The organism is Mucilaginibacter sp., from assembly GCF_028288225.1.
Classification (GTDB): domain Bacteria; phylum Bacteroidota; class Bacteroidia; order Sphingobacteriales; family Sphingobacteriaceae; genus Mucilaginibacter.
The window spans coordinates 18664-34692 of record NZ_JAQBOC010000071.1; the positions used below are offsets into that span (position 1 = coordinate 18664).

General features: G+C 40.1%; 11 protein-coding genes and 1 tRNA gene. 6 read left to right on the forward strand and 6 right to left on the reverse strand.

Features of this window, described 5'->3' with window-relative positions; translation table 11 throughout:
• The first annotated feature begins 24 nt into the window (after positions 1–24).
• Positions 25–2382, forward strand: a complete 2358-nt coding sequence (locus tag JWQ54_RS20795; protein ID WP_299588845.1) for an ABC transporter permease — start codon at positions 25–27, stop codon at positions 2380–2382.
• A gap of 123 nt (positions 2383–2505) precedes the next feature.
• Here JWQ54_RS20795 and JWQ54_RS20800 read toward each other — a convergent pair whose 3' ends face one another.
• Both JWQ54_RS20800 and JWQ54_RS20805 read right to left on the reverse strand, forming a co-directional pair.
• Positions 2506–2949 carry a hypothetical protein gene (locus JWQ54_RS20800; RefSeq protein ID WP_299588847.1) on the reverse strand — a complete coding sequence of 148 codons (444 nt, stop codon included), beginning with the start codon at positions 2947–2949 and terminating at the stop codon, positions 2506–2508.
• 37 nt (positions 2950–2986) lie between these two features.
• Complete coding sequence (locus JWQ54_RS20805) at positions 2987–3283, reverse strand: hypothetical protein (protein WP_299588848.1); 297 nt, start codon at positions 3281–3283, stop codon at positions 2987–2989.
• A 75-nt stretch (positions 3284–3358) separates the two neighbouring features.
• On the opposite strand from JWQ54_RS20805, the gene JWQ54_RS20810 reads away from it, so the two are divergent.
• Complete coding sequence (locus JWQ54_RS20810; protein ID WP_299588850.1) at positions 3359–3841, forward strand: hypothetical protein; 483 nt, start codon at positions 3359–3361, stop codon at positions 3839–3841.
• Between the two features lie 773 nt (positions 3842–4614).
• On the opposite strand, the gene JWQ54_RS20815 is transcribed toward JWQ54_RS20810, so the two are convergent.
• Positions 4615–5826 carry an MFS transporter gene (locus JWQ54_RS20815; protein ID WP_299588852.1) on the reverse strand — a complete coding sequence of 404 codons (1212 nt, stop codon included), beginning with the start codon at positions 5824–5826 and terminating at the stop codon, positions 4615–4617.
• 274 nt (positions 5827–6100) lie between these two features.
• On the opposite strand from JWQ54_RS20815, the gene JWQ54_RS20820 reads away from it, so the two are divergent.
• The 4 genes from JWQ54_RS20820 (at position 6101) to JWQ54_RS20835 (ending at position 11561) form a co-directional block, all read left to right on the forward strand.
• Complete coding sequence (locus JWQ54_RS20820; protein WP_299588853.1) at positions 6101–7378, forward strand: hypothetical protein; 1278 nt, start codon at positions 6101–6103, stop codon at positions 7376–7378.
• Positions 7379–7532: 154 nt separating this feature from the next.
• A complete protein-coding gene (locus JWQ54_RS20825) occupies positions 7533–9896 on the forward strand; it encodes an ABC transporter permease (RefSeq protein ID WP_299588855.1) in 2364 nt (787 codons plus the stop codon).
• Positions 9897–10110: 214 nt separating this feature from the next.
• A tRNA-Arg gene (locus JWQ54_RS20830) sits at positions 10111–10182 on the forward strand.
• 125 nt (positions 10183–10307) lie between these two features.
• Entirely contained in the window at positions 10308–11561 is a 1254-nt protein-coding gene (locus JWQ54_RS20835; protein WP_299588857.1) for a site-specific integrase, read from the forward strand.
• Between the two features lie 63 nt (positions 11562–11624).
• Here the strand turns inward: JWQ54_RS20835 and JWQ54_RS20840 are convergent, their stop codons facing one another.
• The 3 genes from JWQ54_RS20840 to JWQ54_RS20850 form a co-directional block, all read right to left on the reverse strand.
• Positions 11625–12236, reverse strand: a complete 612-nt coding sequence (locus tag JWQ54_RS20840; RefSeq protein WP_299588860.1) for a DUF4468 domain-containing protein — start codon at positions 12234–12236, stop codon at positions 11625–11627.
• Positions 12237–12276: 40 nt separating this feature from the next.
• A complete protein-coding gene (locus JWQ54_RS20845) occupies positions 12277–15597 on the reverse strand; it encodes a hypothetical protein (protein WP_299588863.1) in 3321 nt (1106 codons plus the stop codon).
• A gap of 54 nt (positions 15598–15651) precedes the next feature.
• Positions 15652–16029 (reverse strand): hypothetical protein (locus tag JWQ54_RS20850; RefSeq protein WP_299588864.1); only part of this gene is annotated, 378 nt, incomplete at its 5' end.

Below are 16029 nucleotides of genomic sequence, written 5' to 3' on the forward strand. Positions count from 1 at the left end.
ACAACTGACTAATGACCAAACCACATGCTTAAAAACTACATCAAAACTGCTTGGCGCAATTTGTTAAAAAACAAATTTTACTCCGTTATAAATATTGCCGGATTAACTGCCGGCTTAGCTATTGGCATCCTCATATTGTTATGGGTTCAGGACGAATTGAGCTTTGACAGTTTTCATAAACAAACGCGCAATATTTACAGGCTCGAACTTTTCGGCGGCACGGGTGCCAGCAAGCAGATCTGGACCGTTGGCGTTGCTCCTATAGGGCCGCTTGTAAAACAACAACTGCCCGATGTGAAGGATGCCGTGCGCCTCACAGGCAATTATAATTTTTCGCTCTATAAATTTAAAGACAAAGTTTTTGGCGATGAAAATGTAACTTTTGCTGATCCTTCGTTTTTTTCTGTGTTTGATTTCCCTGTAGTCGAGGGTGATGCATCAAAGCCATTTAAAAATGATAATTCAGTTGTTATCACCAAAAAAACTGCTGAAAAATTTTTCGGAAGTGAAAATCCGATAGGAAAAGTTATAGTAGCCGATAACAAAGAGAACTTTACAGTAAGCGCTGTAATTAACGATTTTCCTAAAAATTCCAGGTTTAACTTTGATATGATAATGCCTATGAGCTATCATGTAAAAAGTATGCTGACCAATAAAATTGATTTAAATAGCAATTTTTCAAACTTCAGTTATGAAACCTATTTGCTGCTTAAGCCGGGCGTTTCCTTAAACAATCTTGCAGTAAGGATCCGGCAGATCCATCTTAACCATAAGCCCGATGATACAGATGCGGAATATTTGCTGCTCCCTCTATCAAAAATGCATTTATACAATGCTGACCTAACAGATAAAGGTATGAGCACTGTCAGGATCTTTATAGTGGTTGCGTTATTGATATTGGTAATAGCGTGTATCAATTACGTAAATCTGTCAACCGCCCGCTCCATGCTGCGCTCAAAGGAGATCAGTATGCGTAAAATTGTGGGCGCCGCAAAAATTCAGCTATTTATGCAGTTTATAGTCGAAACAGCTTTGTTGTTTTCACTGGCGGTTGTTTTGGCGCTGTTCCTTATTTTAGCGCTAATACCGGCTTTTAATCAATTGGCTGGAAAACAGCTGTCGCTCAATTTGTATGATTACCATGTATGGACAATTATACTTTTATCCATTGCCGGCACTTTACTAGCATCAAGTATTTACCCTGCACTATTGTTATCTTCATTTGAGCCCTTAAAAGCTTTAAAGGGCAAAATCTCCGCCGGAATAGGAGATGTAATGTTTCGCAAAATTTTAGTGGTTACACAGTTCGTGTTTTCTGTAGTGTTGATAATAGGTACAATAGTTATTACCAGCCAGCTAAATTATATTCGCTCAAAAAAGCTGGGGTACGATAAAACCAACGTATTTTCTTTCTGGATGCGCGATGCAGCGAAGCACTATGATGCCATAAAAAACGAATTATTAAAACAGCCGGGTGTATTGGCTGTAACCCGCTCAAATCAAAATATAGTCAGGTTTGGGGGGATGTCTGGTGATAACGACTGGGATGGCAAAGCACCAAACTCAACTTTTATAGTACACCCCATAGTAATAGATAAGGACTTCATCTCATTCTTTAAAATGCAGTTGATAGAGGGCGCATCATTTACAGGTGCTGCAAGCGACACAGCAAATTATATTCTAAATGAAGCTGCGGTTAAAGAGATGGGGCTCAAAAATCCTATCGGTAAACGTTTCCGGATGAATACCATTACAGGTAAGATAATAGGGGTGGTGAAGGATTTTCATTACGCATCAATGAAGGAAAAAATTGCGCCTGCACTTTTCTGGTACGCACCTCAAAGATTTAGTACTATTTATGTAAAAACCACTACCCAGGATGCGAAAAATGCGCTAACAGCAGCCGAGAGCCAGTTTAAACAATACAACGGCGAATATCCTTTTGGTTATGCATTTTTGGATGATGCGTTTAACAGCCTGTATCAATCGGAGCAACGCGAAGGTACATTGTTTAATTATTTTGCAGGGATTGCCATCATGATTTCGTGCCTGGGCTTGTTGGGCCTTGCGGCGTTCACAGCACAGGTACGTACCCGCGAAATAGGTGTACGTAAAGTATTAGGCGCCAGTGTGGGCCGCATTGTAGGTTTGCTTGCGCAGGACTTTATAAAACTGGTATTTATTGCCATAATAATTGCTACACCTATAGCCTGGTTTGTTATGCATAGCTGGCTGCAGGCCTTTGCCTACCGGGTTAATTTAAGCTGGTGGGTATTTGTTGCGGCCGGTATAATAGCGGTGGTTATTGCATTTGCCACTATAAGCTTTCAATCCGTTAAAGCCGCTCTCACAAACCCTGTGAAAAGCTTACGCAGCGAATAGATGGCTGCCGTATTGCCTTATTAAAATCTTTTAAGAGGAAGGATTTTAATAAGGCAAATTAACAGGTGTTTTAATTAACTTAACTATATACTACTTGGGACAAGATGAAAAAACTATTTAAATTTATTTGGTGGTGTTTTGAAACCAAAAATACCACCAGTCCGATTGATGAGGATAGAGATAAACAAAAATCTGCCATAACAAAAGAAGACCGGCAAAAATACCTGCGCTCCAAGTTGCCCAAAGAAGACGTGTCTTATATGACTTTAGATGAGTTTCCGTTTGAGAAATTTTGATAATTCTATCATCTTCTAAAATACGCTGTTTATCATATCCTATGAATAAATTCCCCTCAAATGTTATTTGAAATGCATAGGCATATCCAACCTTAAAAATATGGATATCACGTTGTAATTTCTCAATTATCCCGTTTAAAACAGACGGCTCAACTACAATTTCGCTCTCGTTTACTAATTTCAACAAATCATCAGGGCTTAAAACTGACTGATTTTTTCTGAAAATGCCTAATATATGGTCTATTTGTTGATGTGCCGTATTTAAAATCATAAAAAAAAGAGGCTTTTGGTTGAGCCTCTTAATATACCTATTTTTTTGTAAGGTCAGCGCCCTCTATATAGAACTTAGTTCTTTTGATTAATTCTAAATGCCTTTTTTCTTGCTCAATAGTAGGCTTATATTCATCTGCTGTGTGTTCTTTTGATGTTACATTAAATATGCTATCTAATTTTGAAGTGTGCGAAGCTAATCTATCCATTGTGGTAACTCCAACATATGGCAAACCCCCGATGCTGTCAATATACAACTCTTCATCTTTTAGTATTTTGTCGTACTTGTCTGAATAATTTTGGTTTTTGTTCTCGCAAGAACATAGCAAAGCCATATAATATTAATAACAATATGGGACAAATTTATTTTTAAATATTTAGTAATATTGTAGGGACTATAAACCTTAACCATGATAGAATTATTAAATGCAGATGAATATAGGGGGTATTTTATTTCTGAATTTGCAAAATTAGAAAGGGCGATAGATTTATTTATTGCAAATTATTTCATACAAAAAAATCCAAGGTTGCATAATGAAATAATATCGGTACTTATAGATAGGCTATCATTCGATGGTAAGAGGACAGCTTTAAAGGCGTTATTAGATTTAAAATATCCTAAAATTGAGAACATTCACAATAGTGGAAAGGTTAGAAATTTTAAAAAACTACTTGATGAAATAGGAAAATCAAGTAGAATTAGAAACTACTATGCGCATTATTTTTCTGTAGATTATTCTAACTTTCCACAAGTAGCAATAGCATTAGTACAGTTCCGAGATAGCGTTAATATAATAATCTATAAAAAAAATGAGTTTGATAAACAAATACAAGACATTAACAAATCGTTTATTGAAGTACAGCGATTAAAAGATGAATTAAAAATCGAGTAAGGGCTGGGTCTATATTATAGAAGCTGCGCAACTTTTATAATAATCATTGACCCCCCATCCTCATGTATAAATATAGCTAAAAAATAAGAGTGTATCTTTCTGAATGATCTTAAATTTAGTTGCCTTAAGGCATGTTGAAAGTTAAGATGAAATAACCACCTCCGCAAATAAATGTAAAATTACGTAGTAATTTTAATCAATAAACCGCGCGTGTATATATACATACATGAGGCCAAATTCTGCCCAAAACAACAACCTCAACGTTTATCCTTTAATAAATGATTAGCTATTGATTTCAATAATTCCAGTGTTGTACCGATTAATAAACCAGTGATAATTGTTTCTAACATACTGTTAAATATGGAATCAACTATATGTTTCAAATAGCAGCAATTTAATTATCCCTTGGGTTTAACTGGTATATAAGTGCCGAAAATTCTGCCCAAAATCAGGGGACAACGCAAAAAAGTTTTAATTTTAACTGTCCCAACTTATATATGGTTACCTTAATTAACTTAACGTGAATTCGATATAAAGGTTGATGGAACATTCTGATTATAAGATACTTGCATTTATTTAATTCTTGATAAATAGCTAAATATTTGATAATCAGCATGTTCCACTTTGTTCCAGGTGTTCCGCGTGAAAATGGAACGCTTTACCGGCGTGGATACACAAACTTGCGCTCCGCCTCATCTAAAGCTGCGGCTGCATGCGGCTGGAGAAGGGTTCGGGATGAGATGATCGTTTGCTTATGTCGAACTCACGTCAACTTAATGTTTCTTCCCTTCAATATTTGGCAAAAAGCCGGTTATGACACCTATAAGCGGAAGAAATGCGCATACTTTAAAAACATAATAGATGCTGGTGCTGTCTGCCAGTTTACCTAACAGTGCCGAGCCTAAACCGCCCATGCCAAATGCCAGGCCGAAAAATAAGCCCGATACCATACCTACTTTTCCGGGCACAAGCTCATGAGCATATACAACTATAGCTGAAAATGCAGATGAAAGAATAATACCTATAATAACGGATAAAGTTATGGTCCAGAATAGATCAGTATAGGGGAGTAGCAAGGTGAAAGGTGCAACACCTAATATAGAGAACCAGATAACATATTTACGGCCAAAACGGTCGCCCATAAAACCACCAATAAGCGTACCTGCCGCTATAGCAGCCAAAAATATAAACAGGTAAAATTGCGATTGCTGTATGGAAATGTGAAACTTGCCGATCAGGAAAAATGTAAAATAATTGGTCATGCTGGCCAGGTAAAAAAACTTGGAGAAAATCAACAGCAGCAATACGATCAACGAAGAAATTACCTTTTTTCGGGATAGATTGCTCTTAACGTCAGCTTTAGGTACGGCCTTGCCTGCACGCATATTTAAATGCGCCTTATACCATTGTCCAACTTTTGATAGTATAACAATTCCCAGCAGTGCAGCAGCTGTAAACCATATAATATAGTGCTGCCCGTATGGTGCAACAATTAACGCAACCAGCAACGGCCCGATGGCACTTCCCGCGTTTCCACCCAACTGGAAGATTGATTGTGCTACCCCTTTCTTGCCGCCAGCTGCCAGGTGGGCAAGTCTTGACGATTCGGGGTGAAATATTGAGGAGCCTATACCCATTAGCGCGACTGCGCAAAGGATTGCTGCAAAGTTAGGCGCGCGTGACAGCATTACTACACCAGCAAGGGTTATACTCATCCCTATAGCTAATGAATAGGGCCTGGGTTTACGGTCGGTAAAGAAACCCACGAAGGGCTGCAGCAATGACGCGGTTACCTGGAAGGTAAAAGTGATGAGGCCTATTTGCGTAAAATTTAAGGCAAAATGCTGCTTTAATAAAGGATAAACTGAAGTGATAATGGATTGAATCATATCATTCAGTAAATGACTAAAGCTAATGGCAAAAAGAACGCCAAAAACGGTTTTTTGAACTAAAAGCTTTGAATCCTGGGTTGCGGTTTGTTCCATTTAATAGTTTGGGAAGGGAGAGTTTTCTTTAAATTATTTTAGGGGTGTTACAAAAATGCAAATTCTAAGCTGGCGACAAAATAATTATCTGTCATTTGGTTGTTGAATTTTATCAATAATTAGATTTACCTGCTTAGCAAACCGGCTTTTTTAAAAAATGTTCATTTGGTTTTGTAAGAGAATGACTACTTTCGATCCTGGTTATAAACCGGTTATTGGTTACATCAAAACAGGGTCTTGAATTTCAATTAGCCCGGTTATTTTACAGGGTGGCATGAAGTTTTTTTTCTCATTAAGTATTTTTCTTGTTTTTATGTTAATTGCAGCACAGCTTAGTGCGCAGCAAAATCCGGTTATCATTAAAAGAATTCCTGTTGGTCATAAAGGCGCTGTAGTAAAGGACAGCATTAATATAGATACATTAGATAACGGCAGCAAAATTAATAGTCGCGATCAAAAAGATATTGGCGATGTATTAACAAAATTGTTCCACAGTAAACCAAGTCCTGTTGTTGATTCAATTACCATCAAACCCGAAATTTCAATAGCCCCGGCTATAGGTTATACTTTGCTGTCCAGATTTGCAGTAGTATTGTCGGGCAATGCGGTTTTTAAAACCGGGCCGCAATCCCGCATCTCAACCGTAATTGCCAGTACCTCATACACCCAAAATAAACAGTTTATATTACCTGTTCAAACCAATATCTGGAGCAAGGATAATACCTATAATTTTGTAGGCGAATACCAGTATTATAAATATCCGCAAAGTTCATACGGGCTTGGCAGTAATTCAAATATTAAGAATGCGGATCCGATGGATTATTCTTATTTCAAATTTTACCAAACTGCTTTAAGACATATAACAGGTGATTTATATGCAGGCCTGGGTTTTATTTTTAATACACATTGGAATATATCCGACAAAGGCGATATAAACGGAACCTTGCCAGACTACGCCCTATATGGAAAAGCCTCCCGCACAATAGCCTCGGGTTTAACATTTAATTTACTGCTCGATTCGAGGGATAATGCAATCAATCCGCTAAAGGGAGGATATGCCGCATTGCAATACCGCGATAATTATGAGTTTTTGGGGAGCAGCACTCCATGGCGCTCGCTTATTATTGATTTGCGCAAGTACTTTAGGTTCCCGGAAAACTCCGATAATGTGCTTGCCTTTTGGAGCTATAACTGGCTGATTTTGAGCGGGAGGCCCGGTTATCTTGATCTGCCCAGCACACAATGGGATGGTAACTCAGCCACCGGGCGCGGCTATATCCAGGGCAGGTTCCGTGGCGCCCAAATGATCTACCTTGAGAGCGAGTACCGGTTTAAAATCACAAAAAATGGCTTGCTTGGCGGTGTGGTGTTTTTAAACGGCGAATCATTTTCAGCAGCTCCGGGCACCAGTTTACAGCGTATCCAACCGGGATACGGTCCCGGTTTGCGTTTAAAGCTTAATAAAACCTCAAACACCAATATAACAATTGATTATGGCTTCGGCCGCCAGGGGTCAAATGGTTTATTTATAGATGTTGGGGAAGCCTTTTAACCCGGCATAAACTTAAAAACTAATCTCTTGTCTCTAACCTCTAATCACTATCTGTTAATTCCTGTTAAATTGTGTTAAATAACTGTTAATCAAGTTGTATGTTGATTTATTGATGGGCCGCATCAATTACATTTGTGATACCAACAATTAAATCATGATAAAAAGCTATTTAAAAATTGCCTGGCGTAACCTTATCCGCCATAAAAGTTTTTCTTTCATCAATATCGGCGGCTTGTCAATTGGTATCGCAGCCTGCCTGCTGATCTCCTTATATGTGCATTACCAGTTAAGCTATGATGCTTATCACATCAAAAAGGACAGGATAGTCCGTATTACAAATTTAATGCACACACCTGAAAATGACAATGTTAACATAGCATTAACCCCCGTGCTTTTAGCAACTACTTTAAATCATAACTATCCTGAAGTGGAAACTGCTATCCGCTTTGAGCCGGATAGAAGTATAATGAAAGTTAACAACCAGTTATTTAGGGAGGACAATGTTTACAAAACTGACGCCAATGTATTCGATGTACTCACTTATAAATTTGCAGAAGGCAGCCGGTCGCAGGCGTTGAGTGACCCGCATAGCATAGTTATAACCGAAACGCTGGCTAAAAAATATTTTGGCAATAGCAGGGCCATTGGCAAAAGCATTATTCATAATGGTCAGCCTTACCATGTATCCGCAGTATTGGCGGACCTACCAGAAAACTCCGACATGAAAATTAGTGCCCTGTTGCCTGCTGATTATTCAAAAGTAACAAACTGGATGACTGATGACTTTTCTGTTTATACCTTTGTGCTTTTTAAACAAAAACCGGATATAGCAGCTTTCGAAAATAAGCTCGCGAAGATCTCGAAAGAAGATCTCCAGCCTGAGCTAAATAAAATGGGTGCTGTAAAATACTCCGTTAAATTTACTACAGAACCTTTAATTGATGTGCATTTTAGCGCAGGAAAATTAGGCGATACAGCTAAAGGGGATAAGCAACTGGTTTATATATTCTCTATACTATCCATAGTAATATTAATTGTCGCACTGCTAAACTACATCAACCTGTCAACAGCCCGCGCTGCCGAAAGGGCAAAGGAGGTGGGCGTGCGCAAGGTAAACGGCGCCATACAATCAAGCCTGGTGAGGCAATTTTTATTCGAGTCATTTTTTGTGACCCTTATTGCCCTGGTTATAGCGGTTGCATTAACTGTAATTACGCTGCCGTTTTTAAATAACCTGCTTCAAATAAAGATCTCATTCTGGAGCTCATCTTTTAGTTTCCTGATTATTTGCGGACTTGTTTTGGCCTCTTCATTATTAACCGGCTTATATCCTGCGTTTGTATTGTCAGCTTTTTCGCCTATCACTGCCTTAAAAGGAAACTTCAGGCATGCTGCAAAAGGCTTAACCCTGCGCAAGGTTATTACCATTACCCAGTTTGTTATCGCCACTGTGATGATAGCCGGGGCATTTATTATGAACAGGCAGATAAATTTTGTGCAGCACAGGTCATTAGGCTATGATAAAAGCCAGGTATTAAATATTTCACTGCCCACTGATTCCGTAGCCTTGTTAAGGGTTGTGCCATTTAACAATGCGCTTAAACAAATGAGCCAGGTGAAAGGGACAGCTGTTCAAAACGGGCTTTCAATAGTTAATAGTGTGCAAGCCAAAGCAACAACTATGGTAAAGTCAAACGGTGTGAAAAGAGAATTAATGTCGAATTATTTTTCAATTGATGATAAATTTATACCGGTTTTGAACATGAACCTTGCTACCGGCAGAAATTTTTCGGAAGGAATGGCGACCGATAAAAAAGAGGGCTTTATAGTGAACGAAGCCTTTGTACAGCAGGTAGGGTGGAAGAACCCCATCGGCCAGACCATTGAAGGGTTTGACCATAAAGGACATGTAGTAGGTGTAGTTAAAAATTTCCATTATGAATCAATGCACAGCCCAATTGCGCCGTTAGTAATGGTTTATACTACATTCAGGCCATCTTCCATTTTAGTAAAGATCAGTCCGAATAACCTGCAGCTTGTAAAAAATGCATGGCAATTGTACTTCCCCGATGTGCCATTTACTTTTGAGTTTATGGATAGTGCCTTTAATACTTTATATCAAAAAGATGTTACCAGCATTAAGCTCTTTAACTATTTCACCATGTTATCCATCCTTTTAGCCTGCCTTGGCCTTTACGGATTGGCGCACCTGATAGCAACCCAGCGCACAAAAGAAATCGGGATCCGTAAAGTATTGGGTGCAGCTTTAAACCAGTTACTGGTATTGCTGGCAAAAGATTTTGTAAAGCTGATAGCCCTGGCAGCAGTTTTGGCCATTCCAATAACCTGGCTTGTTATGAATAAATGGCTGTCATCCTACGCCTATCACATCAATATAAATTGGTGGCTGCTGGTTTCGCCGGTATTTGTTATCCTGCTTATTTCGATATTGGTTATAAGTTATCAAACTATAAAAGTTGCTATTACTAACCCGGTTAAGAGTTTGAAGAGTGAGTGAAATTGCCGGCAGCTTTTAATCTCAGTGCTCACTGTGCCTTCTCTGCTACTTTGTGGTTAATTTTTACCGCAGAAGCAGAGGTATCACAAAGTTCTCGGAGATTTGAAAGTAAATTTAATCAATGAGCCCTACACCAAAGTAAACTTGGGTGATCTGTTTATTTGAAAATTCAGTACGTGAAATAATGTATCGATTGTTTATCTTTGTCGACCTTGCTCCCGTAGTTCAACGGATAGAATTATGGTTTCCGGTACCATCGATATGAGTTCGAATCTCGTCGGGAGCACTTTTAGAGGGAAATAAAAATCCTCAAAAAACAAAAACGCCCTTTTCCTCAAATCAGGGGCGTTTTTTTGTACTCCGTGTTGGAAGAGTGTTGCCTTTTCGCTCTAACAAAGTTCCAACATTTCTATGAAATCATTTCAAGGAATTACTATGTCCGAATGCACCGTGCAGCTGTGGTATAATAAGCAGCGTGTAAAAAAAGGCGATATCGTGTCTCTTTACCTTCAAATTATTGTCGGAAGGCAGCATAAAGCTGTTAAGCTTAAAAATCTTAAGTGGCCGGTTGATAGGTTTGATTGGGAAAAAAAGAAGCTTTTACCCAGGGTTAAAGGCGATCCGGATCTCATGACGTTTAATGCCGTTATCGAACGCGAACGCAATAAATATTGGGGGATAGTAATGAACTTCGTTAAAGAGGATCGGAATTTTACTATGGATGATATCCTTAAAGGGTCTAACCTTTTCCGCTCCGGAACAAACTTTTGCGAGTTTATGGCACAGGCTATAATTGACCGGCAAAAAACAAAGGTTAAAAAGGATATGATTAAGGAGCGCACTGCAGAAATACAATCCGGAACTATGAGAAAGTTTCAAAGCTTTTTAAAGGGTAAAGATTTGCCAATTACGCGCATTGATGGTGAATTGCTGGAGGCCTTTGCCGAAGATTTAAGAAAAGAAGTAACTGAAAATACAGTGTGGATGAGGATCCAGCACATCAAATCATATTTATCCTATGCGACCAGGAACAATGTGGCCACCAATCCTGACTATAAACGCTGCATTGTAAGCATGGAAGATCGTGACCCGGTGTGGCTGGAGGAAGATGAGTTAAATAAGCTGCTTGATTTGTACTGGACAAACTCATTGAGTGACGTAAATCAAAGAAATTTGAGGGCCTTTTTGTTCGCATCGTTCACGGGCCTGCGGATCTCTGACCTTACCCGTTGGAATAAGGATTGGGTAAAAGATGATCATATTTCGTTTATTCCAATTAAGCGGCGTAAATCTGCTAAGCCGCCAAAACCACTCATTATACCCTTAATTCCGGAAGCAAAGGGCTTCATAAAAGCACTGACCGCAGAAACATTTGAATTACCCTCAGATCAGAAGTATAACGAGGGGTTGAAGGTTTTAGCCGAAAAGGCAGGCATCAATAAAAAAATAACCTCCCATGTGGCCAGGCATACTTTCGCTACCTGGTTGGCAACAGAAGGGATCCCGGTTGCGGCCATCAGTAAATTATTAGGGCATAAAAACACGCAAACTACCATGATCTACGTGCACATAGCTGAGGATTATTTGGCGATGCAGATGATGAAATTACAGAGCAGGTTTGGCAGGGAGCGAAAACAAAAAACTACTCCAACGCTCCAATATTAGCTAAAAACGCCAAAAACAGCGCGCAATGGCTGTTTTTGGCGTTGGAGCTATTGGAGTGGTTCCTTAGAAATCATCAGCTTTAGCAGGTTTAGATAGAACCTTTTTTATTTCATCTAAAGTCACTGTTGCAAACACATGGATATCGTTTAAAAACTGTAAATCAAACTTGGCTTCACCGGTTGTTATGTTGGGGTTTTCATTACCTGCTTTTTTTTGATAATTATATTCGTTAACATCAATAATCTTATTTTGTATCGATTTATAAAAGTTACTATAAAGTTCATTGTAGCTACTTTGCGTAGAAAAATCGGAAATAACTACCCTATATTTACTATCCTTTACTGTAATTGCTATAACAAACTTGAGGTAATAAACGTAGTTATATTTTAAAATCATTCTGTATTCGTAGTTCGATTTATAACTGCCACGAATTATTATTTTCCCATTGTCCTTATCGTCCATCTGGATAACATTATTGGCAGAATTAAAATTAAGCGCGGCCCACTCATGGGCTCTATAGAATAAATCATTTTTGTTTAATCCTGGTGCCTCTTCTATAATTCGATAACTGTAAGATTTACTTGCGGTATCGTATGGTATTTTTGGTACCGCTAAAGTATCCTGCCCTTTGCATATAAATGGTAGTAAATAAAAAACAAACAATAATTTTTTCATAACAAGTGGTTTAAGTACGCCCTAAACCTATAAAAAATATTTAACCTTTTGAGTTGTTTTCAATTCTCGCGTTTTTAGCCATTTCTCTTTTCCAGTACTGGTAATTGATAGTTACTTCCTGATGCTGTATTTTATTCTCAATCGCGCTTAGCTTATCGACAACTGCAGTCATATCCATCACTCCAGCTGCCGGGCCTGTGGCTACGCTGCTCGCTGAGCGCTGAGCGGTTGTGTTAATTATCCCTCCATTTGCATAATACCCACTTGCCGGCATTGTGGCCAGCGTGGTATTTATCTTTACCGGCGCGCCATTACGGTATTGGCTATTAAATAGCAGCTCTCGGATCAGCATTTGATTATTTTTAGTGGCTTCCTTACTAAACACGGCCACTGTCTCGTCCCCTTCAACTTCAGCAACCGGTTGCCCGGTATTGCCATTAACTAAAGGGATCCCGCCGGCTGCATGGCTTGGCCCTTGCATTATACCGCCCTTGCTAAATTGTGGCGGTTTTTGGTTGGAGATCTTAGCGATTTCAATCCCCGTTGCAATTGCTGTGCCGGCAGCGCTTATTAAGTTAAGGGGCCATGGCGCTGATGTTAATGCCTTGGTAACAGCCAAGGCCCCGTTTATAACGGCCATTTCAATTGATGCCTCTTTATCGGCCTCCCATTGCTGCAGTTTGATCTCGGCTTCTTGTTTGGCATATTTTTCATTAATGGCATCTTTTTGCGTTTGTGTTAAATTTGCATTGTTTAGTTCAGCTGCTTTTTGGGTTTCCAGATTTTTGATCTTTGCATCTGTTTCCGCCTGCCTGTTTTGTTTGCCGATATCAAATACAGCAGATGATATATCCTGAGCGGCTTGAATGGCGGTATCTAAAATAGCTTTGTTTATCTTTTTGCGATCGTCCGCATCACTTTGCACAATTTCAGCTTTTCTATTCCCGTTGATTTTATCAACGGCATCCTGAAACGCTTGTGTTGCCTGTAGCTCAGTGCTAAATTTCGCTTTGAGCGCTACAATCTCATCATCATATTTTTTATTGATTTGTGCAAGCTTTAAATCGTGTTTTTCGGCATCTGTAACAACGCCTTCTGCATCGATCTTATCCTTTTCGATTTTAAAGCGATCCTCTTCCCTGAGCTTTGCATCAGTTAAAGCTGCAGCCCTGGCCTTTTCAATTTGTGCTAATTGATCGGCATTGTCGCCGGCATCTTTTTTGCGCTTGTCAAATTCGGCGTTTATCTGATCCGTTTCTTTCTGCAGCTCAGTTGCCATTCGGCCGGCCATCTTATCCCGGAATGCTGTAACCGCGTCGGTCAGATCTTTCTCCTGCCTTACGCGCAGATCTGCAACGGCCTGTGATTTTTTACCCGCCAACGTATCAATGGCATCCTGTTGCTTTTGGATCTCATCTTCATTGGCGTTTTTGCTTTGCCTCAGCTTAGTAAGCTGTGCCGTTGCCTCAGTCCATTCCTTGTTATATTTATTTTCAAGCGCTTGAACCTCTTTATCGTTTTTTGAGAGCGTATCAGCTAACTCTGCATGGTCAAATTCCCTTAGCTTATCGTTAAGGGCTTTTGAATTTGCTAAATATTCATCCTGGGCTTTCTTTTCCTTTTCCGGATCAACCAATGTTTTATCCTTCTTGGTTTGGCTAAGCAATTGCTCAGTATCCCGGATATCCTGTATTATTTTTTTATAAGCGGCTGATCCTATTTTGGTATCCTTCAGGCTTTCATTTAATGATTGGATCCTCTTTTCCAACTCACCCACTGTCATTTCAGACAGGGCTTTTATTGCGGTCGCTGTCCCTGTTGTTTTTTTATTCAGATCATCCATATATGAGCCTGTGAGCCCTTTTATAGTATCGTCAACAGTTTTGGTCTGCATGGTAAGGTTCTTCAGCTCATCCCGCATTCTCTTAATTTCTTCGGGATTTAGGTCGCGCGTAATAGTAGTGCCGGTTCCTACCGTTCCCCCGCTAATAGATTCGGTGGTCTGACCGCTATTTAACCCCCGTAATATGCTCTGTCGTTGGGCCGTTAGCGCATCCCTTTCTTTAACCAGGGCAGAGATTGCATCTTTATTTTGAAACTGTAATAATGCTTTTTGCACATCGACAAATTCTTTTGCTTTTTTTGTATTCAATGCCAGCGCATTGCCGTACTTATCCCACTGAGTTACTGCAGCAGGAATAACATCCGCAACTTCAGCTATTATTTTTTTAAGCTCTCCCTGTTCATCCCTATTAAGCTTCCCTTTAGTTGTAAGCTCTTCGTACCGGCTGATTAATGGGAGTGTGTTTTTTTGGAGGTTATTTACCTTTTCTGCCTGCTGGTTAAATTCTTCAGTTAATTTTTCTCCTTCTGTCCTGGTATCGGCCAATGATTTAATAAGCGGATCAAACAGACCCAGCCATACATTTTTCATGTTCACTATCCAGGCGCCAATCCTTTCCTCCAGGTTGCCTAAATCGGTCTCATAAGTTTGCTTTAAGCCCGATGACGTGTTTTTTAACGCCTCTGCAGTGCCGCCAAACTCTTTAGCCAGCTCGTTTAATATTACAGTTTGGGCGCCCATCATATTGCCGCCATCCTGCATTACTTTTATCTGATCCTTTTGCTGCTCCGTAAAAGAAACCCCTGCTTTTTTTAGTGCCGTAATCCCGTTTATTGGATCCTGGAGGGCTTTACCCACTTGTAGACTTGTTTTTTGGATACTTTCCATTGAGACATCGCCGCCATTCATAGCTGCGGTCATATCAATTATTGCCGGGATGGCCTTTTCATATATTACGCCTTTTACATTGGTAAATGTTAGCAGCATCTCTTCGCCCTTGGCAATTACGTCATCATCTACGCCGGTTTTATTCATTTCAACTTCCTGCAGCTTTAAAAGAGCCTGCTGTGTTTCACCTGCAGCGCCTGAAGTTGATTTTAGTACGGTCTGTAATTGTGTTTGTGTTTTTTCCGCTTCAATAAAGGCCTTTTCGCTTTCGCCCCATATTTCACCTATGCCATCTAATGCAGCACTCACCCCTTTGTAAATGATTGCGCCGGCCGTTACCCTGCCTGCTATTTCCTCAATCTCGCTAAACCCCTTTTTAAAGTCACTAAAAAAGCCCTTTTGAGCCTCGCCGGAGCTCATTATTTCATTGCGCATCTGTGCCTGGGCCTCCCTCAGGCGCCCCAACTCTGCAATGCGTTCATGGTACGCTGCCGGGTTATCCGCTTCGCGCATGTTCCGGAGGGCGGCCGTGGTTGCATTCACGGCCTGGGTAACTTCCTTTAGGGTGGTTTTTGATTGTTCGCCGTTAATGATGAGGGTAACGGTGCTCTGCGTATTATTGGTTGCCATGCCGTAAAAGAGGGGGCAATGCAGGGTTTAATAAAGGACAGGTGGATGTGCGGATTAAGCGGCCAGGGTGATATTGGTATTCATGGCCTCAATTATTTGAACGGGGATTTGCTTATTAAATTCTTTAGCGAAAAGTTCAGCAAATCGCTGTGATTCGCGGTAATAGGCCCGGCTGAACCATGGTTTTGGCTTGCGCGCATAATGTTTAAGTGTGCCGTTGGTGTTCCGGGCTGCAGAGAATGCACTTGTGCCGGCCGCTCCGATCGGAACGCCGCGGCCAACGCCCATGTCAACAAAACGGCCGTACTGCAGAAACTGGATGATCACTTTTTGAGCGTCGCCATTGTTTTTTACAATGTGCTCCTGCAGGCTTTTCCATAACTGGCCGTCAAGCTTGCCGATATTATATTTATCAAGCGCCTGGTGCAGCTT